This is a genomic window from Pseudomonas jinjuensis (assembly GCF_900103845.1).
Classification (GTDB): domain Bacteria; phylum Pseudomonadota; class Gammaproteobacteria; order Pseudomonadales; family Pseudomonadaceae; genus Pseudomonas; species Pseudomonas jinjuensis.
Window position 1 is genome coordinate 176,867 of record NZ_FNIJ01000008.1, and the last position, 21,904, is coordinate 198,770.

At 67.3% G+C, this 21,904-nt stretch carries 20 protein-coding genes and 1 riboswitch; of the genes, 14 read left to right on the top strand and 6 right to left on the bottom strand.

What is annotated here, in order from left to right:
• Nucleotide 1: 1 nt before the first annotated feature.
• The 4 genes from BLR75_RS13450 (at nucleotide 2) to BLR75_RS13465 (ending at nucleotide 4,489) form a co-directional block, all read left to right on the top strand.
• A complete protein-coding gene (locus tag BLR75_RS13450) occupies nucleotides 2–967 on the top strand; it encodes a 2-hydroxyacid dehydrogenase (RefSeq protein ID WP_084309623.1) in 966 nt (321 codons plus the stop codon).
• A gap of 66 nt (nucleotides 968–1,033) precedes the next feature.
• Entirely contained in the window at nucleotides 1,034–2,032 is a 999-nt protein-coding gene (locus BLR75_RS13455; RefSeq protein ID WP_084309779.1) for a methyltransferase, read from the top strand.
• A 138-nt stretch (nucleotides 2,033–2,170) separates the two neighbouring features.
• Nucleotides 2,171–3,640 carry an amino acid permease gene (locus BLR75_RS13460; RefSeq protein WP_084309622.1) on the top strand — a complete coding sequence of 490 codons (1,470 nt, stop codon included), beginning with the start codon at nucleotides 2,171–2,173 and terminating at the stop codon, nucleotides 3,638–3,640.
• A gap of 59 nt (nucleotides 3,641–3,699) precedes the next feature.
• Nucleotides 3,700–3,898: riboswitch (yybP-ykoY riboswitch) on the top strand.
• A 9-nt stretch (nucleotides 3,899–3,907) separates the two neighbouring features.
• On the top strand, nucleotides 3,908–4,489 hold the full coding sequence (locus BLR75_RS13465; protein ID WP_090416073.1) for a TMEM165/GDT1 family protein: 582 nt from the start codon (nucleotides 3,908–3,910) through the stop codon (nucleotides 4,487–4,489).
• Between the two features lie 320 nt (nucleotides 4,490–4,809).
• Here the strand turns inward: BLR75_RS13465 and BLR75_RS13470 are convergent, their stop codons facing one another.
• The 4 genes from BLR75_RS13470 to BLR75_RS13485 form a co-directional block, all read right to left on the bottom strand.
• Entirely contained in the window at nucleotides 4,810–5,793 is a 984-nt protein-coding gene (locus BLR75_RS13470; protein WP_084309621.1) for an NAD-dependent epimerase/dehydratase family protein, read from the bottom strand.
• A 73-nt stretch (nucleotides 5,794–5,866) separates the two neighbouring features.
• Complete coding sequence (locus BLR75_RS13475) at nucleotides 5,867–6,691, bottom strand: M48 family metallopeptidase (protein WP_084309620.1); 825 nt, start codon at nucleotides 6,689–6,691, stop codon at nucleotides 5,867–5,869.
• 161 nt (nucleotides 6,692–6,852) lie between these two features.
• Complete coding sequence (locus BLR75_RS13480) at nucleotides 6,853–7,623, bottom strand: tellurite resistance TerB family protein (protein WP_084309619.1); 771 nt, start codon at nucleotides 7,621–7,623, stop codon at nucleotides 6,853–6,855.
• A 117-nt stretch (nucleotides 7,624–7,740) separates the two neighbouring features.
• On the bottom strand, nucleotides 7,741–8,439 hold the full coding sequence (locus BLR75_RS13485) for a tellurite resistance TerB family protein (protein ID WP_084309618.1): 699 nt from the start codon (nucleotides 8,437–8,439) through the stop codon (nucleotides 7,741–7,743).
• Nucleotides 8,440–8,732: 293 nt separating this feature from the next.
• Between BLR75_RS13485 and BLR75_RS13490 the strand changes: the two genes are divergently transcribed.
• The 8 genes from BLR75_RS13490 to BLR75_RS13525 all read left to right on the top strand — a co-directional run bounded on the left by BLR75_RS13490 (nucleotide 8,733) and on the right by BLR75_RS13525 (nucleotide 17,521).
• Complete coding sequence (locus BLR75_RS13490) at nucleotides 8,733–9,644, top strand: LysR family transcriptional regulator (protein ID WP_084309617.1); 912 nt, start codon at nucleotides 8,733–8,735, stop codon at nucleotides 9,642–9,644.
• Between the two features lie 104 nt (nucleotides 9,645–9,748).
• Entirely contained in the window at nucleotides 9,749–11,257 is a 1,509-nt protein-coding gene (locus BLR75_RS13495) for a gamma-aminobutyraldehyde dehydrogenase (protein WP_174688555.1), read from the top strand.
• A gap of 92 nt (nucleotides 11,258–11,349) precedes the next feature.
• Nucleotides 11,350–12,483, top strand: coding sequence for a putative ABC transporter substrate-binding protein YdcS (gene ydcS, locus BLR75_RS13500; RefSeq protein WP_084309615.1), 1,134 nt, complete (start codon nucleotides 11,350–11,352; stop codon nucleotides 12,481–12,483).
• A gap of 124 nt (nucleotides 12,484–12,607) precedes the next feature.
• Nucleotides 12,608–13,636 (top strand): ABC transporter ATP-binding protein, encoded by a 1,029-nt coding sequence (locus tag BLR75_RS13505; protein ID WP_084309614.1) that lies wholly within the window; start codon nucleotides 12,608–12,610, stop codon nucleotides 13,634–13,636.
• Between the two features lies 1 nt (nucleotide 13,637).
• Complete coding sequence (locus BLR75_RS13510) at nucleotides 13,638–14,588, top strand: ABC transporter permease (RefSeq protein ID WP_084309613.1); 951 nt, start codon at nucleotides 13,638–13,640, stop codon at nucleotides 14,586–14,588.
• Nucleotides 14,578–15,399, top strand: a complete 822-nt coding sequence (locus tag BLR75_RS13515) for an ABC transporter permease (protein WP_084309612.1) — start codon at nucleotides 14,578–14,580, stop codon at nucleotides 15,397–15,399. Before BLR75_RS13510 ends, BLR75_RS13515 begins: the two co-directional genes overlap by 11 nt.
• A 34-nt stretch (nucleotides 15,400–15,433) precedes the next feature.
• On the top strand, nucleotides 15,434–16,858 hold the full coding sequence (locus BLR75_RS13520) for a gamma-aminobutyraldehyde dehydrogenase (protein ID WP_084309611.1): 1,425 nt from the start codon (nucleotides 15,434–15,436) through the stop codon (nucleotides 16,856–16,858).
• A gap of 186 nt (nucleotides 16,859–17,044) precedes the next feature.
• A complete protein-coding gene (locus BLR75_RS13525; RefSeq protein ID WP_084309610.1) occupies nucleotides 17,045–17,521 on the top strand; it encodes an ester cyclase in 477 nt (158 codons plus the stop codon).
• A gap of 74 nt (nucleotides 17,522–17,595) precedes the next feature.
• On the opposite strand, the gene BLR75_RS13530 is transcribed toward BLR75_RS13525, so the two are convergent.
• Nucleotides 17,596–18,192 carry a tRNA-uridine aminocarboxypropyltransferase gene (locus BLR75_RS13530; protein ID WP_084309609.1) on the bottom strand — a complete coding sequence of 199 codons (597 nt, stop codon included), beginning with the start codon at nucleotides 18,190–18,192 and terminating at the stop codon, nucleotides 17,596–17,598.
• The gene (locus BLR75_RS13535) at nucleotides 18,189–19,085 is read right to left on the bottom strand and encodes a LysR family transcriptional regulator (RefSeq protein WP_084309608.1); all 897 of its coding nucleotides are present in this window, start codon (nucleotides 19,083–19,085) and stop codon (nucleotides 18,189–18,191) included. Before BLR75_RS13535 ends, BLR75_RS13530 begins: the two co-directional genes overlap by 4 nt.
• Nucleotides 19,086–19,364: 279 nt before the next feature.
• Between BLR75_RS13535 and speB the strand changes: the two genes are divergently transcribed.
• On the top strand, nucleotides 19,365–20,324 hold the full coding sequence (gene speB, locus BLR75_RS13540; protein ID WP_084309607.1) for an agmatinase: 960 nt from the start codon (nucleotides 19,365–19,367) through the stop codon (nucleotides 20,322–20,324).
• 136 nt (nucleotides 20,325–20,460) lie between these two features.
• Nucleotides 20,461–21,852: a sodium:solute symporter family protein gene (locus BLR75_RS13545; RefSeq protein WP_084309606.1), complete on the top strand. Its 1,392-nt coding sequence runs from the start codon at nucleotides 20,461–20,463 to the stop codon at nucleotides 21,850–21,852.
• Nucleotides 21,853–21,904 lie beyond the last annotated feature (52 nt).

Sequence of the window (21,904 nt, forward strand, 5' to 3'; positions counted from 1 at the left end):
CATGAACAGCGCGCGCGCCGTGTTTCTCGACCACGCATCCCTCGACCTCGGCGACCTCGACATGCAGCCGCTGCACGACGCCTTCGGCGAACTGCTGCTGCACGACCAGACCGCCGCCGGCGACGTGGCAGCCCACCTGCAGGGCGCCCAGGTGGCGATCAGCAACAAGGTGCTCATCGACGCCGAAAGCATTCGCCAATGCCCGCAGCTGAAGCTGATCCTGCTCACCGCCACCGGCACCAACAACGTCGACCTCGCCGCCGCCAGCGAGCGGGGCATCGTGGTCAGCAACTGCCGGGGCTACGGCACGCCGTCGGTGGCGCAGCACACCCTGATGCTGCTGCTCAACCTGGCGACGCGCCAGGCCGACTACCGCGACGCCGTGCGCGCCGGCCGCTGGCAGCAATCGACGCAGTTCTGCCTGCTCGACTTCCCCATCGTCGAGCTGCAGGGCAAGACCCTCGGCCTGCTCGGCCACGGCGAACTGGGCGGCGCGGTGGCGAAGCTGGCGGAAGCCTTCGGCATGCGCGTGCTGCTCGGCGCCCTGCCCGGCCGCCCGCCGCGCGCCGACCGCCTGCCGCTGGACGAACTGCTGCCGCAGGTCGATGCGCTGACCCTGCACTGCCCGCTCACCGAATCCACGCGCAACCTGATCGGCCAGCGCGAACTGGACCTGATGAAACCCGGCGCCTTCCTGGTCAACACCGCCCGCGGCGGCCTGGTCGACGAGCAGGCTCTGGCCGACACCCTGCGCCGCGGCCACCTCGGTGGCGCCGCCCTCGACGTGCTGACGGTGGAGCCGCCGAAGGACGGCAACCCGCTACTGGCACCGGACATCCCGCGCCTGATCGTCACCCCGCACAACGCCTGGGGCAGCCGCGAGGCGCGGCAGCGCATCGTCGGACAGGTGGCGGAGAACGCCGCCGCCTTCTTCGCCGGCGCGCCGTTGCGGGTGGTCAATCCCTGATATGTCGGGCGCAAGCCTGCTAAGCTTGCGCCCTTTTTCGAGGAGGCCCGCATGTCCAAGGGCGCCATGGAACCCGGCAGCGAAGTCCTGCTTCGCCAGGCCGAACGCTTCGAAGGCCGCGTGCTGCTGGCCGGTCTGCCGGCCGACGGCCTGCTCGGCGAACTGCCGCAGGCACAGGGCTGGAGCTGGCATGCCGGCGAGCACAAGTTGCTCGACATGCGCTATCCCGGCCGCTGTCACTTCGGCGTGACACCGCCGCAAGGCGACTTCGCCGCCGCCGTGCTGTTCCTGCCGAAATCCCGCGAACTCACCGACTACCTGCTCGCCGCCCTGGCCAGCCGGGTGCCTCATGGCGAGCTCTACCTGGTCGGCGAAAAGCGCGCCGGCATCGAGCGCGCCAGCAAGCAGTTGGCCGCCTTCGGCCGCACCGGCAAGCTGGACAGCGCGCGGCACTGCCAGCTCTGGCACACCCGCATCGACGAGGCTCCCGCCGCGCCGGACCTGCAGGCCCTGGCGCAACGCTACGAACTGCCGCTGGACGACGGTCCGCTGCATATCGTCAGCCTGCCCGGCGTGTTCAGCCACGGCCGCCTGGATCGCGGCAGCGCCCTGCTCCTCACCGAGCTCGACGGCCTGCCCGGCGGCCATCTGCTCGACTTCGGCTGCGGCGCCGGAGTGGTCGGCGCCAGCCTCAAGCGCCGCTATCCGGACAGCCGCCTGACCCTGCTCGACGTGGACGCCTTCGCCGTCGAAAGCAGCCGCCTGACTCTCGCCGCCAACGGCCTGGAAGGCGAGGTGATCGCCGGCGACGGCATAGACGCGGCGCCCCGCGAGCTGGCCGCCATCGTCAGCAACCCGCCCTTCCACCAGGGCGTGCACACCAGCTACGAAGCCACCGAACGCCTGCTGCGCGAAGCCTCGCGACATCTGCAGCCCGGCGGCGAACTGCGCCTGGTGGCGAACAGCTTCCTCAGGTATCCGCCGCTGATCGAGCAGCACCTCGGCCCCTGCCGCACGCTGGCCGAGGCGGACGGATTCCGTATCTACAGCGCCCGCCGCCCCTGATTCCCGCGCGCCGCCTCGCACTCGCCAGCGCAGCACTACACTGCATCTAGCCCATGGACCGGCGCACTTTTTCGTGCGCCCCGCGAGTCGAGGTCTGTCGTGAAAAGCAACGTAAAAGAAGCCGAACTGACTTTCGCAATGTCTCCGGAACAGACTCCCCCGCACCTCAAGCGCTCGCTCAAGACCCGTCACCTCAACATGATCGCCATCGGCGGCTCGATCGGCACCGGCCTGTTCGTCGCCTCCGGCAGCACCATCGCCACCGCCGGCCCCGGCGGTGCGCTGGTGGCCTACGCGCTGATCGGCATGATGGTGTTCTTCCTCATGACCAGCCTCGGCGAACTGGCCGCCCACATCCCCGACTCCGGCTCGTTCTGCACCTACGGCAGCCGCTTCATCGACGAAGGCTTCGGCTTCGCCATGGGCTGGAACTACTGGTACAACTGGGCGGTGACCATCGCCGCGGAGCTGGTGGCGGCGCAGCTGGTGATGGGCTTCTGGTTCCCCGACGTGCCCGGAATCTACTGGAGCGCGATCTTCCTCGGCATCATGTTCATGCTCAATTTCGTCTCGGTGAAGGGCTTCGGCGAGAGCGAATTCTGGTTCGCGCTGATCAAGGTGGTCGCCGTGGTGCTGTTCATCGGCATCGGCCTGGCGAGCATCGTCGGCATCATGCATGGCATCGAGTCGCCCGGCTTCAGCAACTTCTCCACCGGCGACGCGCCCTTCGTCGGCGGCCTGCAGGCGATGATCGGGGTGGCGATGATCGCCGGCTTCTCCTTCCAGGGCACCGAGCTGATCGGCATCGCCGCCGGCGAATCGGAAAACCCGCGCAAGTCCATCCCGATCGCCATCCGCCAGGTGTTCTGGCGCATCCTGATGTTCTACATCCTGTCGATCTTCGTCATCGGCATGCTGATCCCCTACACCGATCCCAACCTGCTGAAGACCGATACCAACGACATCAGCACCTCACCCTTCACCCTGCTGTTCGAGCGCGCCGGCCTCGCCGCGGCGGCCGGGGTGATGAACGCGGTGATCCTCTCGGCGATCCTCTCGGCCGGCAACTCCGGCATGTACGCCTCGACCCGCATGCTCTACACCATGGCCACCCAGGGCAAGGCGCCGAAGCTGTTCACCAAGCTGTCCGAGAGCGGCGTGCCGCGCCGTGCGCTGTACGCCACCACGCTGATCGGCGCGCTGTGCTTCCTCAGCAGCTTCGTCGGCGACAAGGTGATCTACACCTGGCTGCTCAACACCTCGGGCATGTGCGGCTTCATCGTCTGGCTCGGCATCGCCATCTCGCACTACCGCTTCCGCAAGGGCTTCGTGGCCCAGGGCGGCAATCTCATGGACCTGCCCTACCGCGCCAAGCTGTTCCCGTTCGGCCCGATCTTCGCCTTCTGCCTGTGCCTGGTCATCACCCTCGGGCAGAACTACCAGGCCTTCATCGCCGGCGGCGACGGCATCGACTGGGCCGGGCTGGTCGCCACCTACATCAGCCTGCCGCTGTTCCTCACCATCTGGTGGAGCTACCGGCTGAAGAACGGCAGCCGCTTCGTCCGCTACGAGGAGATGGACGTCAGCTCCACCCGTCCGGACGATTGAGCGGAGGCGCATTGACCCGCAACAAGCGCTTGCCCGATCAGGACGAGTCCGGCAGAATGCCGGCCGTCCTAGGGGAGTAGTCTCCCGCGAGCGCCCAGCTCGCCCGGTACGCGTCAACACACTTGCTCCGCAGAGCATGGCGCGCACGACCCAAGGCCCGCGCAGTCGGGCCGGGTTTGACAAGACCTATGACACGTGTGACCTGACCCGGGGTGGGCAGGCGTGCGTGTCATGGTGATTAGTCGACCCACCCCCTATGGAAGCCTGATGGAATCCCTCTTCGTCCCAACCCTGATCGTTGCCTTGGCCGAAATCGGCGACAAGACGCAACTGCTCGCCCTCGTCCTCGCCGCGCGTTTCCGCAAGCCCTGGCCGATCATCGCCGGCATCATCGCCGCCACCATCGCCAACCATTTCGCCGCCGGCGCAATCGGCAGCTGGGTCGCCGGCTTCTTCTCGGAAACCCTGCTCAGCTGGGTGCTGGCCGCCTCCTTCCTGGCCGTGGCCGCCTGGACCCTGATTCCGGACAAGCTGGATGACGACGAGGAAGGCGGCCTGAAGAAGTACGGCCCGTTCCTCACCACCCTGATCGCCTTCTTCCTCGCCGAGATGGGCGACAAGACCCAGGTCGCCACGGTGATGCTGGCCGCGCAGTACCCGCACTTCTGGCTGGTGGTGATCGGCACCACCCTCGGCATGCTGATCGCCAACGTCCCGGTGGTACTGGCCGGCAACTTCGCCGCCGACCGCCTGCCGCTGAACCTGATCCGCCGCCTCGCGGCAGCCGCCTTCGCGGTGCTGGGCCTGGCGGCGGTGTGGCATGCGTTGAAGCTGGGCGGGGTGATCTGAGGCGCGCATCCGGCCATGACAGGTGGATGAAAAAAGCCTCATCCACCCTACGTGAGGCCCATGTGCGAGATGTTCTTGTCGCGGGCATGGCCCGCTCCTACACGGTTTATTGGATCCCCGCGTTCGCGAGGATGACGGGTTGAGAGTCACACGGAGTTATCCGAGAAATCCGTCATTCCCGCGAACGCGGGACAGCGCTTGCGCTGAACGCACTTCAGTGCGGCCCGAAGGGCGAGCGCAGCGAGTAAACCAGAAGACAGTTGTTCCTACGAAGAGCAACGTAGGGTGAATAACGCCGAAGGCGTTATCCACCATCCCCCCTACAGGTACCCGTTCTCCCTGAACCAGGCGATCGCCCGCTTCAGGGTGGACTCCAGCGGCACCCGGCATTCGAAGTCCAGTTCCTCGCGCGCCTTGCGCCCGTCGAGGAACTGGCCGCCGGCCATCACTTCGATGGCGGTGTCGTCCAGCAGCGGCACCTTGCCGGTCAGCCGGTAGCGCCAGCGGCCGAGGGTCGCCAGGGCGCGGGCGCGGTGCAGCGGCATGGGGTCCGGCGCCGGTTTGCCGAGCAGTGCGGCGATGGTCGCGGTCAGCTCGGCCATCTCCACGTTGTGCCCGGTGAGCAGGTAGCGTTCGCCGACCCGCCCGTGTTCCAGCGCCATCAGCAGGCCGCGCCCCGCTTCGCCGGCATCGATGACGTTGCGCCGGCCGGGCACGTAGTGGGACATCTCGCCGCGGCCGATGGCGGTGATCAGGCGGCCGGTGGTGGGGCCGATGTCGAATTCGCCGAGCACCATCCCGGGGATGCCGATCACCACCGGCAGCCCGCCCCGCGCCTGCTCGCGAGCCTGCTCGTCGAGCGCCCACTTGCACATCACGTAGGCGCTCTTGCCGGTCGGCAGGCCGTCGTAGAACAGCCCTTCGTGGCCGGGCAGCCCCTGCGGATGCGGCGGCATGGCGAAGGCCGAGCCCACATAAAGGATGCGCGGCACCTTCACCTGCTGGCAGGCGGCGTAGAAGTGGTTGGTCAGGTCCAGCGCGCTGGCGACTTCCTCCTGCCAGCGGCGCGGGCGCAGCGGGTAGTAGCCGGCGCTGAAGATGACCCCGTCGAGGCCTTCCAGCGCGCGCGCCAGGGCCTGGTGATCGAAGAGTTCGGCGACCCGGCATTCAGGTTCGAGATAGGCCAGCCGCTGGATCTGCGAGGACGGCCGGTGGATGAGGACGAGTTCGTGCCCGGCGGCCTTGATGGCCCGGGCGGCATGATGGCCCAGGAGCCCGGTGGCTCCGAGTACAGCGATTTTCACAGGCGCTCCCTGGGGTCTGCTAACCGGCCCGCGAGGGCCGGTTCAGGGCTGATCGGGAAATACGTCAAGGGCTTCAGTTGCGGCCCTTGGCCTGTTCGTACAACGGCATCACCTTCGGAATCGCCGCCTGCAGGTTGGCCATCCGGGTGCTGTCGGCCGGGTGGGTGCTGAGGATTTCCGGCGGTGAGCTGCCACCGGCCGCCTGGCCCATCTTCTGCCACAGGGTCATCGCGGCGTTGGGGTTGTAGCCGGCGCGGGCGGCCAGTTCCAGACCGATCAGGTCGGCCTCGGTCTCGTTCGAGCGGCTGTTCGGCAGGGTCAGGCTGTACTGCACCACCTGGTCGGCGATCTGCATGCTGGTCTGGCCGAGGCCGAGCAGCGCGCCGCCGAGGTTCTCGCCCATCTGGATGGCATAGGCGCGGGACATCGCCTCGCGGCCGTGCTCGCGCAGGGCGTGGGCGATCTCGTGGCCCATCACCGCGGCGATCTCGTCGTCGGTGAGCTTCAGCTTGTCGATCAGGCCGGTGTAGAAAATGATCTTGCCGCCCGGGCCGCAGTTGGCGTTGAGTTCATCGCTCTTCACCACGTTGACCTGCCAGTCCCAGCTCGGCGCATCCGGGCGGAAGGCGCCGGTCTGGGGGATCAGGCGCTGGGCGATGGCCTTGACCCGCTTGGCGTCGCTGCTGCTGTTGTCCAGCGCGCCTGCCGCGGAGGCTTCGCTGAGGGTCTTCTGGTAGGACTGCGAATACATCTGGTCGACCTGCTCGGCCGACAGCATGCTGAACATGTACTGCTTGCGCTCGACGCCGACGGCGCCGCCGCTGGTGGTGTTGACCGCCTGGCAGCCGGCCAGCAGCAGGGCCATGGACAAGCCGGCGATGCGGAACAAATGGGACATACAACTCTCCTGGCGCGAAGCACTCTCCCTTGGAACAACGCGCATGGTAGGCCGCCCCCCCGCATACCGGCAACCATGCCCGGGTAGCAGTTCATGTCAGCGGCGCCGGGACGCCCGACGCCGCCCTGCCGGCCCGCCCGAAGGAGATATGCCCGGCGCCGTCAGGCCGTGGCGCCGCCGCCGCGGGCCTGCTGTTCCAGATGCGCCTGCAGTTCGGGCTCGATCTTCAGTTGGTAGGCCAGTTCATCGAGATAGGTACGCTCGGCCGGCTGCTGGAAATCCACCAGCATCACGCTGGCCAGGTACATTTCCGCGGCCATGCCCGGGTCCCGGGCGGACTGCGCGACGTCGGCCGCATCCAGCGGGCGCTGGACTTCCTGGTCGAGCCATTCCTGCAACTGCGGATCGTCGGTATGGCGGGAGATTTCGGCGTAGATCAGCTGCTTTTCCTGCTCGTCGATGCGTCCGTCGGCCTTGGCTGCGGCGATCAGCGCGCGCAGGATCGCATTGCTGTGATCCTCGAATTCCGGCCCGGACAGCTGGTCCAGGGTGCGCAGCCCCTGCATCTGCGGGGCCTGCGCGGACTGCGTGGCCTGCCGCTGCTGCCAGCTCTGGTAGGCCTGGAACGCCATCATGCCGAGCGACGCCAGCATGGCGTAGTTCACTCCGCCGCCACGGCCCTGGCCGCCATGCCCGCCGGCAGCACCTCCGCCACCGCCGCCGAGCATGCCGCCGAGGATTCCTCCCAGGCCGCCGCCCATGCCACCGGAGGCTCCGGCGCCACCGCCGAGCAACCCTCCGAGCAGGCCGCCCAGGCCTCCGAGGCCGCCACCCATTCCACCCTGCTGGCCGCCGTAGTCATTGCCGCCCTGCTGCCGCATCGAAGCCTGGCCGGCCTGCAGCAGTTGTTCGAGCAGATCACTGGTGTTCATGGCACGTCCTCGCGTCGTCGACCTTTGCCAGTCAGGCAACCATAGTCCCGACAGGGGAAACCGCCACGACCGTCCGGCTGCCGGGGTTCCGCAGTTGCCGGCGGGGCCTGGCGGGTCCTAGGCGGGCACCTGCTGCTGGGCCTTGCGCGCCTCGCTTTCCAGCTCGCTCCTGAGGCTGGCGTCGAGGCTCAGCTGGCGCGCCAGTTCGTTGAGGTAGGCGCGCTCCATGAAGTTCTCCTCGTCGACCATCAGCAGGCTGGCGAGGTACATCTCGGCGGCCATCTCCTCGCTCTGCGCGGCGCGCGCCACTTCCGCCGGATCGAGCGGCTTGGCCAGCTCGCGGTCGAGCCAGGCCTGCAGGTCGGCGTCGGCGGTGAACCTGGCGATCTCGCCATCGATCATCTCGCGCTCGCGATCGTCGATATGCCCGTCGGCCTTGGCCGCCGCGACTATGGCGCGCAGGATCGCCTGGCTGTGCAGCTCCATTTCGGCCGGCGGCAGGCGGTCGACGGTCTGCGGCTCGCCACGCGGCGCGCTGGCCTGCTGGCTCTGCCAGTTGCCATAGGCCTTGTAGGCGAGCACGCCGAGGGCGGCCAGGCCGCCGTAGGTCAGCACCTTGCCGCCGACCTTGCGCGCCTTTTTATTGCCCAGGAGAAGGCCGAGCGCGCCCGCCGCCAGGGCACCGCCACCAGCGCCGGAAAGCAGGCTGCCGAGCTGGCTGGTGCCACCGCCCTGGCGCTGCGAGGACGATTTGTTGTTCTGCAGGAGGTCCTGGCCGGATTTGAGCAACTGGTCGAGAAGGCCTCGGGTATTCATGGCGGTCTCCGTATTCGGGGGGAAATCGAGATTTCGACTCTAGACCGGAGAGGGGTATGGGCGGGGGGCGAGTGTGCTTCGGGATATTGCGGGGCGGGTCGGCATGTTGCGAAACCTGTAGGAGCCAGCTTGCTGGCGATCCAAGTGTCATTCGGATATGGCGTACCGGCTGGCACGCTTGATCGCGAGCAAGCTCGCTCCTATAGGGTTTGGCGCGGCGGCGAGAGTGGAGTGTTCGCCAAAACAGAACGAGCATATAAACTTTCGAAAATATCAAACGAAATCCGCCTCCCATGATGACCCTCCGCCAGATCCGCCACTTCATCGCCGTCGCCGAGACCGGTTCGATCTCCGCCGCCGCACAGGCGGTGTTCATCTCGCAATCCACGCTGACCCTCGCCATCCAGCAGCTGGAAGAGGAAATCGGCGTGCGCCTGTTCGAGCGTCACGCCAAGGGCATGACCCTCACCCACCAGGGCCACCAGTTCCTGCGCCAGGCGCACCTGATCCTGGCGACCGTGGAGAACGCCAAGCGCAGCCTGCAGCAGAGCACCGACAAGGTTTCCGGCAGCCTGACCATAGGCGTGACCAGCCTGGTGGCCGGCTATTATCTGGCCGACCTGATCAACCGCTTCCAGCGCGCCTACCCCAACGTGCAGACCCGCGTGGTGGAAGACGAGCGGCCTTATATAGAGCACCTGCTGGTGGCCGGCGAAATCGACGTCGGCGTGCTGATCCTGTCCAACCTGGAAGACCGCCACGCCCTGCAGACCGAGGTGCTGACCCACTCGCCGCACCGCCTCTGGCTGCCGGCGCAGCACCCGCTGCTGGAGCGCGACAGCATCAGCCTGGCGGACGTCGCCGGCGAGCCGCTGATCCAGCTGAACGCCGACGAGATGGGCCTGCACACCCAGCGCATCTGGTCGCGCGCCGGGCTGGTGCCGCAGGTGACGCTGCGCACCGCCTCGGTGGAAGCCGTGCGCAGCCTGGTGGCCGCGGGGCTCGGCCTGTCGATCCAGCCGGACATGACCTACCGCCCCTGGTCGCTGGAAGGCGACATCATCGAGGCGCGGCCGCTGGTGGATCTCGGCGAGCCGCTGGACGTGGGCCTGGCCTGGCGGCGCGGTACGGCGCGGCCGGCGCTGGTGGACCCGTTCCTTACCGTGGCCCGCGAACAGCCGAACAGCCGCAGGCCTTCGATTTAATCGAACGCCGCTTTCAATAATTAGAATTTGTCGACCTCACGCCCGGAATCTAGTCTCTCGTCGCATAAACAGGGGCAGGCCGGGCACAGTCCGGAGCAGCAACCATGGCCCCAGAAAACAAGAGCGAAAAGAAACGAGCTTCGAAGATGACCGGCGCCGCCAGCACTCCCACCCTGCACACCGAACTGCTGATCGACGGTCAGCTGGTGGTCGGCGCGGGCATGGTCGAGCCGATCGTCAACCCGGCCAACGGCGAAACCCTGGTGTCCATCGCCGAAGCCTCCCCCGACCAGGTCGAACAGGCCGTGCAGGCCGCCCAGCGCGCCTTCCCCGGCTGGTCGCGGACCACCCCGGCGCAGCGCTCCGCCGCCCTCCTCGCCATCGCCGACGCCATCGACAGGCGCGCCGACTCCCTCGCCCGCCTGGAAGCCCTGAACTGCGGCAAGCCGCTGCATCTGGCGCGGCAGGACGACGTGCCCGCCACCGCCGACGTGTTCCGCTTCTTCGCCGGCGCCGTGCGCTGCCAGCAGGGCCAGCTCGCCGGCGAATACGTGCCCGGCCACACCAGCATGGTGCGCCGCGACCCGCTCGGCGTGGTCGCTTCCATCGCGCCATGGAACTACCCGCTGATGATGGCCGCGTGGAAGATCGCCCCGGCGCTGGCCGCCGGCAATACCGTGGTGTTCAAGCCGTCCGAGCACACGCCGCTGTCGGTGCTGGCGCTGGCGCCGGCATTCGCCGAGATCCTTCCGCCGGGCGTGCTGAACCTCATCTGCGGTGGCGGCGAGAGCGTCGGCAGCCCGCTGGTCAGCCACCCGCGCGTGCGCATGGTGTCGCTCACCGGCGATATCGTCACCGGCCAGAAGATCCTCCAGGCCGCCGCCCGCACCCTCAAGCGCACCCATCTGGAACTCGGCGGCAAGGCGCCGGTGATCGTCTGCAACGACGCCGACATCGACGCCGTCGTACAGGGCGTGCGCGCCCACGGCTACTACAACGCCGGCCAGGACTGCACCGCCGCCTGCCGCATCTACGCCCAGGCCGGTATTCACGACCGCCTGGTGGCCGAGCTCGGCGACGCCGTCGGCAGCATCCGCTTCGCCCGCAAGCGCGACCAGGACAACGAGATCAGCCCGCTGATCACCGCCCGCCAGCGCGACCGCGTGGCCAGCTTCGTCGAGCGCGCCCTCGGCCAGCCGCATATCGAACGTGTCACCGGCGCCGCCGTGCATTCCGGCCCCGGCTTCTATTACCAGCCGACCCTGCTGGCCGGCTGCAAGCAGCAGGACGAGATCGTCCAGCGCGAAGTCTTCGGCCCGGTGGTCACCGTGACCCGCTTCGACGAACTGGAGCAGGCGGTGGACTGGGCCAACGATTCCGAATACGGCCTGGCGTCCTCGGTATGGACGCAGAACCTCGACAAGGCGCTGCAGATCGCCAACCGCCTGCAGTACGGCTGCACCTGGATCAACACCCATTTCATGCTCGCCAGCGAGATGCCACACGGCGGGCTGAAGCGCTCAGGCTACGGCAAGGACCTGTCCAGCGACTCGCTGCAGGACTACAGCGTGGTGCGCCACATCATGGCGCGGCACGGGCGGGAGCTTGGCTGAAACACCCCGGCGCAGGTCGGGAATAACTAGAAACCGGTTGCTCGATTGATCACTGCCCCACCAATAGAGACAACAACGAGGGAAATCTCGACATGCGCAAGACAGCACTGCTCAGCGCCATCACCACCGCCCTGCTGGCCTCCGCCGCCGCCCAGGCCGCCGAAGTCGGACCGGGCGAAGGCCGCCTGGATATCGTCGCCTGGCCCGGCTACATCGAGCGCGGCGAGAGCGACAAGAGCTACGACTGGGTGACCAAGTTCGAGAAGGACACCGGCTGCAAGGTCAACGTGAAGACCGCCGCCACCTCGGACGAAATGGTCAGCCTGATGGCCAAGGGCGGCTACGACCTGGTCACCGCATCGGGCGACGCCTCCCTGCGCCTGATCTACGGCAAGCGCGTGCAGCCGGTGGACGTTTCCCTCATCCCCAACTGGAAGACCGTGGACGCGCGCCTGCAGAACGCGGCGTGGCACACCGTCGACGGCAAGCACTACGGCACCCCGTACCAGTGGGGCCCGAACGTGCTGATGTACAGCACCCAGGTCTTCCCCAAGGCGCCGGACAGCTGGGCCGTGGTGTTCGCCCCGGAGAACCTGCCGGACGGCAAGCCGAACAAGGGCCGCGTGCAGGCCTACGACGGCCCGATCTACATAGCCGACGCCGCGCTATTCCTGAAGGCGACCCAGCCGGCGCTGGGCATCACCGATCCGTACCAGTTGAACGAAGAACAGTACGGCGCCGTGATCGAACTGCTGCGCAAGCAGCACGCGCTGATCCATCGCTACTGGCACGACACCACCGTGCAGATGAGCGACTTCAAGAACGAAGGCGTCGCCGCGTCCAGCGCCTGGCCGTACCAGGCCAACGCCCTGAAGGCCGAGGGCCAGCCGATCGCCACCACCTTCCCGAAGGAAGGCGTCACCGGCTGGGCCGACACCACCATGCTGCACGTCGACTCCAAGCACCCGAACTGCGCCTACAAGTGGATGAACTGGTCGCTGGAACCGAAGGTCCAGGGTGACCTGGCCGCCTGGTTCGGCTCGGTGCCGGCGGTACCGGAAGGCTGCAAGGCCAGCGCACTGCTCGGCGCCGAAGGTTGCGCCAGCAACGGTTTCGACCAGTTCGACAGGATCGCCTTCTGGAAGACCCCGCAGGCCGAGGGCGGCAAGTTCGTGCCGTACAGCCGCTGGACCCAGGATTACATCGGGATCATGGGCGGCAGATAAACGCCGCCTTCTGTAGGTTCGTGCCACGCCGAGCACTCGAGCCAATCCACATCTTCGTTTCACCCGATTTCAATTCGGGCAGGCCCTTCGCACGCCGGATTTCCTGCCCCCTGGAGCGTTCCCCATGACCACCGCCGCTGTTCAATTCACCCAGGTCTCCCGCCAGTTCGGCGAGGTGAAGGCCGTCGACCGGGTGTCCATCGATGTCAGGGACGGCGAATTCTTCTCCATGCTCGGCCCGTCCGGCTCGGGCAAGACCACCTGCCTGCGTCTGATCGCCGGTTTCGAGCAGCCCACTTCCGGCTCCATCCGCATCCATGGCGAGGAGGCCGCCGGCCTGCCGCCGTACCAGCGCGACGTCAACACCGTGTTCCAGGACTACGCGCTGTTCCCGCACATGAACGTGCTGGAAAACGTCGCCTACGGCCTGAAAGTGAAAGGCGTGGCGAAGGCCGAGCGCCTGGCCCGGGCCGAGGAAGCCCTGGGCATGGTCGCCCTCGGCGGCTACGGCTCGCGCAAGCCGGTGCAGCTCTCGGGCGGCCAGCGTCAGCGCGTGGCCCTGGCCCGTGCCCTGGTCAACCGTCCGCGCGTGCTGCTGCTCGACGAACCGCTCGGCGCCCTCGACCTCAAGCTGCGCGAGCAGATGCAGAGCGAGCTGAAGAAGCTGCAGCGCCAGCTCGGCATCACCTTCATCTTCGTCACCCACGACCAGAGCGAAGCGCTGTCGATGTCCGACCGCGTGGCGGTGTTCAACAAGGGCCGCATCGAGCAGGTCGACACCCCGCGCAACCTCTACATGAAGCCGGCCACGCCGTTCGTGGCGGAGTTCGTCGGCACCTCCAACGTGCTGCGCGGCGACCTCGCCCAGTCCCTGACCGGCAACGGCCAGCCGTTCTCCATCCGCCCGGAGCACATCCGCTTCGCCAATGGCGAGCGCGCGACCTCCGACGTGGAGATCAGCGGCCTGCTGCACGATATCCAGTACCAGGGCGCGGCGACCCGCTACGAAGTGCGCCTCGACAACGGCCAGAACCTCTGCATCAGCCAGCCGAACAGCCAGTGGGGCGACATCGCCGCCGTCCACCAGCCCGGCCAGCGCGTGACCGCCCGCTGGGCGCGCGACGCCATGGTGGCCCTGCGCGAGGACGCCTGACATGGAACTGACGCTCAACGCCCCGCGCACCGAGGCCGCCAGCGGCCCGCTGCGCAGCCTGTCGAACCTGCTGTACCGCAAGCCGACGCTGTACCTCTCGCTGCTGCTGGTACCGCCGCTGCTGTGGTTCGGCGCGATCTACCTCGGCTCGCTGCTGACCCTGCTGTGGCAGGGCTTCTACACCTTCGACGACTTCACCATGGCGGTGACGCCGGACCTGACCTGGGCCAACTTCGCCGCCCTGTTCAACCCGGCCAACTACGACATCATCCTGCGCACCGTGGCCATGGCCGTGGCGGTGTCGATCGCCAGCGGCGCGGTCGCCTTCCCCATCGCCTACTACATGGCGCGCTACACCAGCGGCACGACCAAGGCGTTCTTCTACATCGCGGTGATGCTGCCGATGTGGGCCAGCTACATCGTCAAGGCGTACGCCTGGACCCTGCTGCTGGCCAAGGGCGGCGTGGCCATGTGGTTCATCCAGCACCTCGGCCTGGAACCGCTGCTGAACCTGCTGCTGGGCATGCCGGGCGTGGGTGGCAACACCCTGTCGACCTCGCACCTGGGGCGCTTCCTGGTGTTCGTCTACATCTGGCTGCCGTTCATGATCCTGCCGATCCAGGCCTCGCTGGAACGTCTGCCGCCATCGCTGCTGCAGGCTTCGGCCGACCTCGGCGCGCACCCGCGGCAGACCTTCATGCAGGTGATCCTGCCGCTGTCGGTGCCGGGCATTGCCGCCGGCTCGGTGTTCACCTTCTCGCTGACCCTGGGCGACTTCATCGTCCCGCAGCTGGTCGGCCCGCCGGGCTACTTCATCGGCGGCATGGTCTACGCCCAGCAGGGCGCGATCGGCAACATGCCGATGGCCGCAGCCTTCACCCTGGTGCCGATCGTGCTGATCGCCATCTACCTGTCCGTCGTCAAGCGACTGGGGGCATTCGATGCACTCTGACTCGTCTTCTCAAGATCGGGCTTCGTTCGGCCTGAAACTGGCCGCCTGGGGCGGGCTGGTGTTCCTGCACTTCCCGATCCTGATCATCTTCCTCTACGCCTTCAACACCGAGGACGCGGCGTTCAGCTTCCCGCCGAAGGGCTTCACCCTGCACTGGTTCAGCGTGACCTTCGCCCGCCAGGACGTGCTGGAATCGATCAGGCTGTCGCTGCAGATCGCCTCCATCGCCACCCTGATCGCCATGCTGCTCGGCACGCTGGCCGCGGTCGCGCTGTACCGTCGCGACTTCTTCGGCAAGGAGAGCATCTCGCTGATGCTGATCCTGCCGATCGCCCTGCCCGGCATCATCACCGGCATCGCGCTGCTCTCGGCGTTCAAGACCCTCGGCATCGAGCCCGGCATCCTGACCATCGTCATCGGCCACGCCACCTTCTGCGTGGTGACGGTCTACAACAACGTCATCGCCCGTCTGCGCCGCACCTCGCACAGCCTGATCGAGGCGTCCATGGACCTCGGCGCCGACGGCTGGCAGACCTTCCGCTACGTGATCCTGCCGAACCTCGGCTCGGCGCTGCTGGCGGGCGGGATGCTGGCGTTCGCCCTGTCGTTCGACGAGATCATCGTCACCACCTTCACCGCCGGCCACGAGCGCACCCTGCCGATCTGGCTGCTCAACCAGCTGACCCGTCCGCGCGACGTGCCGGTGACCAACGTCGTCGCCATGCTGGTGATGCTGGCGACCATGCTGCCGATCCTCGGCGCCTACTACCTGACCAGGGGTGGTGAGAGCGTCGCGGGCAGCGGCAAATGACCATTCCCCTCACCCCCGATAGAGGAACTGCTGAATGCAAACCAAACTGCTGATCAACGGCCAACTGGTCGCCGGCGAAGGCGAGAAGCTCGCCGTCCTGAACCCGTCCCTCGGCACCACCCTGGTGGAAATCGCCGAGGCGACCGCCGCCCAGGTCGACGCCGCCGTGCAGGCAGCCGACGCCGCCTTCGACGCCTGGTCGCAGACCGCGCCGAAGGATCGTTCCCTGCTGCTGCTCAAGCTGGCCGATGCCATCGACGCCAACGCCGAAGAGCTGGCCCGCCTGGAATCGAACAACTGCGGCAAGCCCTACGCCGCCGCGCTGAACGACGAACTGCCGGCCATCGCCGACGTGTTCCGCTTCTTCGCCGGCGCCAGCCGCTGCCTGCAGGGTTCTGCCGCCGGCGAGTACCTGCCGGGCCACACCTCGATGATCCGCCGCGACCCGGTGGGCGTGGTCGCCTCCATCGCACCCTGGAACTACCCGCTGATGATGGTGGCGTGGAAACTCGCCCCGGCCCTGGCCGCGGGCAACACCGTGGTGCTCAAGCCGTCCGAGCAGACCCCGCTGACCGCCCTGCGCCTGGCCGAACTGATCGCCGGCATCTTCCCGGCAGGCGTGGTGAACATGGTCTTCGGCCGCGGCCCGAACGTCGGCGAGCCGCTGACCACCCACCCGAAAGTGCGCATGGTTTCCCTGACCGGCTCGGTCGCCACCGGCAGCCGCATCATCTCCGGCACCGCCGACACCGTTAAGCGCATGCACATGGAACTGGGCGGCAAGGCCCCGGTGATCATCTTCGACGACGCCGACATCGACGCAGCCGTGGAAGGCATCCGCACCTTCGGCTTCTACAACGCCGGCCAGGACTGCACCGCCGCCTGCCGCATCTACGCGCAGAAGGGCATCTACGCCAAGTTCGTGCAGAAGCTCGGCGAAGCGGTTTCCAGCATCAGGTACGGCGAGCAGGACGATCCCGAGACCGAACTCGGCCCGGTCATCACCGAGCAGCACCTGGAGCGCATCGTCGGCTTCGTCGAGCGCGCCCGCCAGGTGCCGCACATCGAAGTGGTCACCGGCGGCAAGCGCGCCGACCGTCCGGGCTTCTTCTTCGAGCCGACCGTACTGGCCGGCGCCCGCCAGGACGACGAAGTGGTCCGCCGCGAGATCTTCGGCCCGGTGGTCACCGTCACCGAGTTCGACGACGAAGCGCAGGCGCTGTCCTTCGCCAACGACTCCGACTACGGCCTGGCCTCCTCGGTGTGGACTTCCGACATCGGCCGCGCCCATCGCCTGGCTTCGCGCCTGCAGTACGGCTGCACCTGGGTCAACACCCACTTCATGCTGGTCAGCGAAATGCCCCACGGCGGTACCAAGCACTCCGGCTATGGCAAGGACATGTCCATGTACGGCCTGGAGGACTACACCCTGGTTCGCCATGTGATGTTCAAGCACTAAGCTGTAAAGCGCACCCGTAGGATGGGTTGAGCCTGCGATACCCATCATCCCGAGCGATGGGTATCGCTCCGCTCAACCCATCCTACGTCGGTCATGAGTTGCCGCCCGCCGCCGTCCTGGCGGCGAGCCCCCTCTCCGGGCCATCCGGCCCTCACCCCGCGGGGCACACCCGCAACGGAGGCAAGCATGCGTCAAATCGCCAGGGCGTTTTACCTGCTGTCGCTGTTAACCCTCGCCGGCCTGGCCCAGGCCGCGGACTCACCCAAGCAGATCATCGACGACTACATGGCGGCGTGGAACGCCCATGACGCCGAGAAGGCGGCCAGCTACCTGGCCGAGGATGCGGAATACTTCGACGTCACAGTCGGCACCCCGCAGAAAGGCCGTGAAGCGGCGCGGGACAACGTGATCAAGGTATTCGTCGGCGCCGTGCCGGACCTGACGTGGAAGATGAATGGCACACCCATCGTCGACAAGGACGGCATCGCCTTCCAGTGGACCTTCAGCGGCAACAACACCGGCGCCTGGGACGCCCAGACCCCGGCAACCAACAAGCCGCTGTCGTTCGCTGGCGTCAGCTACGTGAAAGTGAAGGACGGCAAGATCGTCTACCAGGGCGACTACTACGACGCGCTCGGGCTGCACAAGCAGCTGGGCTGGTAAAACGCGCGCCCCGTAGGAGCGGGCCATGCCCGCGACCGCCGGTACGGTGATATTTTCGCGGGCATGGCCCGCTCCTACGGTTTCTGGTGGTTACGCCGGAAGGTCTCTTCGCCCATCGCCGCGATCTGCCCGTCGATCAGCGCCTCGAATGGCCGCAGCAACTCATCGAAGCTGGCCGATTCCAAAGCATTCAGCGCATGCACCACCGCCTCGATGGTCGACAGCGCGCCTTCGGCCGGCGCCTTTCTCAGGCGGTAGCGCGAACTCAGCCCCTCCGGCAGCACCACCCGCGGCAACGCCGCCAGCTCCGGATTCACATGCAGCAGCTTGCGCGCCTTGCGCCAGGTGCCGTCGGGGACGATCAGCAGGCAGGGTTCGTCCGTGCAGCCAGAAGCCACCTCCGCCAGCGAACAAGCCTCATCGCCAGGGAATAGCAGCCACGGCCGGTATCCCTCCCGCTGCCATTCCTGCGGCTCGAAACGCTCGCCCACCAACAGCCCGGCGTTCTCCAGCCCCAGCACCGCCAGCCGCGCCGTATTCAGCGCGTGGCCGACCTCGCTCGGATGCTGCAGCACCAGCACCCGCGTACGGCTGGGCAGATGCGGGATCAGCGCGCACAGGCAGTGCGTCAGCGGCCGCTCGCAGCGCGGGCAACGCGGACGGGCGCTCATGCCAGCCCCGTCTGCGTGCGCAGCAGGTCGCGGAAGTTCTGGATCAGCGGTTCGCGGGTGCGGCCGCGGCGGAGGATCAGCGAGAACGGCGCCTGGTAGCCGAAGGTCGCCGGCAGCAGCGCGCGCAGGCGCCGCTGCTCGACCCAGGAGTGCGCATAGTGCTCGGGCAGGTAGCCGATGTAGCCGCCGGAAAGGATCAGGATCAGCTGCGCCTCCATGCTCTCCACCGTCGCCGCGCTGTGCTTGAAGCCGTGCCGCGCCAGCTCCGCCTGGCTCCAGTAGCCGCGGCCGACCATGCGCTGCTGGGTGATCACTTCCGCCGGGATGCGCCGGCCGTCGAACAGCGGGTGGCGGTCGCTGCAGTACAGCCAGTGCTGCTCGCGATAGAGCGGCTGGTAGACCAGGCCGTTCATGCGGCTGAAGAAGGAGCCGATGGCCAGGTCCAGGCGGTTTTCCAGCACCGCCATCTGCAGGTCGTAGGGACTCTGCACCTGCAGATGCAGGTGCACCGCCGGATACAGGCTGCTGAACGCGCCGATCACCTCGGCCAGCGGCAGTGCCGCATCGCTCACGGTGGAATCGAGCACGCCGAGATTGAGGGTGCCGCGCAGTTCGCCCTTGAGCGCCGCCGCGTAGCGTTCGAAGCCGTCCAGCTCACCGAGGATGCGCAGGACTTCCTGGTGGAACAGCTCGCCCTTCTCGGTCAGGCCGAAACCGCCGCGGCCACGGTGGCAGAGGACGATGCCGAGCTGGCTCTCCAGCTGGCTCATGTAGGTGCTGATCGCCGAGGTGGAAAGGTTCAGCTCCTGCTGGGCGGCGGCGAAGCCCTGGTTGCGCACGATGCTGGCGAAGATGCGCAGGAGCTTGATGTCGGGCAGGGCGCTGGCGCTCATGGGCGGCTCCGGGAGGGATGGAAAGGGCGCTACTTTACGGGTCCCTTGAGTGACACGCGCCTGACATATATCAGCGGCCGCCCTTCAGCCCCGATGGTTGCTGACTGCCAGACGGCACCTGCGACAAAAGCGCGCAGACCGGGCCGCAGCTGATAGTTTAGAAAATCCTGAACTGATTATTTGCCCTCAGCGATTTTTCCCCCTGCCCCTCCTGAAGAAAATCCGTCCTCAGTAGCGAAAAGCTATCCCGATAACAAAACATCAGCGTGAGGCCTCCCCATGGACAAGCAACTTCACCAGCCCCTGGGCGGAAACGAAATGCCGCGATTCGGCGGCATCGCCACCATGATGCGCCTGCCGCACATCCAGGCCCCCGAAGAACTCGACCGGCTGGATGCCGCCTTCGTCGGCGTACCGCTGGACATCGGCACCTCCCTGCGTTCCGGCACCCGCTTCGGGCCGCGCGAAATCCGCGCCGAATCGGTGATGATCCGTCCGTACAACATGGCCACCGGCGCCGCCCCGTTCGACTCGCTGAACGTGGCCGACATCGGCGACGTGGCGATCAACACCTTCAACCTGCTGGAAGCCGTGCGCATCATCGAGGAGGCCTACGACAGGATCCTCGACCACGGCATCGTCCCGATCACCCTTGGCGGCGACCACACCATCACCCTGCCGATCCTCCGCGCCATCCACAAGAAACACGGCAAGGTCGGCCTGGTGCACATCGACGCCCACGCCGACGTCAACGACCACATGTTCGGAGAGAAGATCGCCCACGGCACCACCTTCCGCCGCGCCGTGGAAGAGGGCCTGCTGGATTGCGACCGCGTGGTGCAGATCGGCCTGCGCGCCCAGGGCTACACCGCCGAGGACTTCAACTGGAGCCGCAAGCAGGGCTTCCGCGTGGTGCAGGCCGAAGAATGCTGGCACAAGTCGCTGCAGCCGCTGATGGCGGAAGTCCGCGAGAAGGTCGGCGGCGGCCCGGTGTACCTGTCCTTCGACATCGACGGCATCGACCCGGCCTGGGCGCCCGGCACCGGTACCCCGGAAATCGGCGGCCTGACCACCATCCAGGCGATGGAAATCATCCGTGGCTGCCAGGGCCTCGACCTGATCGGCTGCGACCTGGTGGAAGTCTCCCCGCCCTACGACACCACCGGCAACACCTCGCTGCTGGGCGCCAACCTGCTCTACGAAATGCTCTGCGTGCTGCCGGGTGTAGAACGCCGCTGAGCCGGCGCGCTGCCGTCGTCCACCGCCGGCAGCGCCGATCGACCGTAGTACCCCAGCGACCGGCCACCACCGGTCCGATGCTTCACCGCCCGTAGTCCGGGCCGACAACAATTACAATCCAAGTGAGGGGCCGAAAATGAGCCTGGATATCTTCGTTGTACTGATCTATGCCGCCGGCATGATCGCCCTTGGCTGGTACGGCATGCGCCGCGCCAAGACCCGTGACGACTATCTGGTGGCCGGCCGTAACCTCGGCCCCGGCTTCTACCTCGGCACCATGGCCGCCACCGTGCTCGGCGGCGCCTCCACCATCGGTACCGTGCGCCTCGGCTACGTCCACGGCATTTCCGGCTTCTGGCTGTGCGCCGCGCTCGGCCTGGGCATCATGGGGATCAGCCTGTTCCTCGCCAAGCCGCTGCTGAAACTGAAGATCTACACCGTCACCCAGGTACTGGAGCGCCGCTACAACCCCACCGCGCGCCATGCCAGCGCCGCGATCATGCTGGTCTACGCGCTGATGATCGGCGCCACCTCGACCATCGCCATCGGCACCGTGATGAACGTGCTGTTCGGCCTGCCGTTCTGGGTATCGATCCTGATCGGCGGCGGCGTCGTGGTGCTCTACTCCACCATCGGCGGCATGTGGTCGCTGACCCTCACCGACATCGTGCAGTTCCTGATCATGACCATCGGCCTGGTGTTCCTCCTGCTGCCGATGTCGATCAGCGACGTGGGCGGCTGGGACGCCCTGGTAGCCAGGCTGCCGGCCAGCTACTTCGATTTCACCGCGATCGGCTGGGACACCATCGTCACCTACTTCCTGATCTACTTCTTCGGCATCTTCATCGGCCAGGACATCTGGCAGCGCGTGTTCACCGCCCGCACCGAGAACGTCGCCCGCGTCGCCGGCTCCGCCGCAGGCATCTACTGCGTCCTGTACGGCCTGGCGGGCGCCCTGATCGGCATGGCCGCCAAGGTGCTGCTGCCTGACCTGGACAACGTCAACAACGCCTTCGCCAGCATCGTCCAGCTGAGCCTGCCGAACGGCATCCGCGGACTGGTAATCGCTGCCGCCCTGGCAGCCCTGATGTCCACCGCCAGCGCCGGCCTGCTCGCCGCCTCCACCACCGTCACCCAGGACCTCCTGCCGCGTCTGCGCAAGGGCCGTGGCGAGGACGCGAACGGCGACGTGCACGAGAACCGCCTGTCCACCCTGCTGCTCGGCCTCGTGGTGCTGGCCATCGCCCTGGTCGTCAGCGACGTGATCAGCGCCCTGACCCTGGCCTACAACCTGCTGGTCGGCGGCATGCTCATCCCGCTGCTCGGCGCGGTGTACTGGAAGCGCGCGACCACCGTCGGCGCCATCTCCAGCATGGCCCTCGGCAGCCTGACCTCGATGGCCTTCATGCTCAAGGACGGCCTCGACGCCAACACCCCGATCTACTACAGCCTCGCGGTGGGCGCCGTCAGCTTCGTGGTCATCAGCCTGCTGTCGCGCCGCCCGGCGGCGGTCGCCAGCGCGGTCTGATCGACGCATCGGCAAGAAAAGGGGGCGCGGTTTCGCGCCCCTTTCATTCATA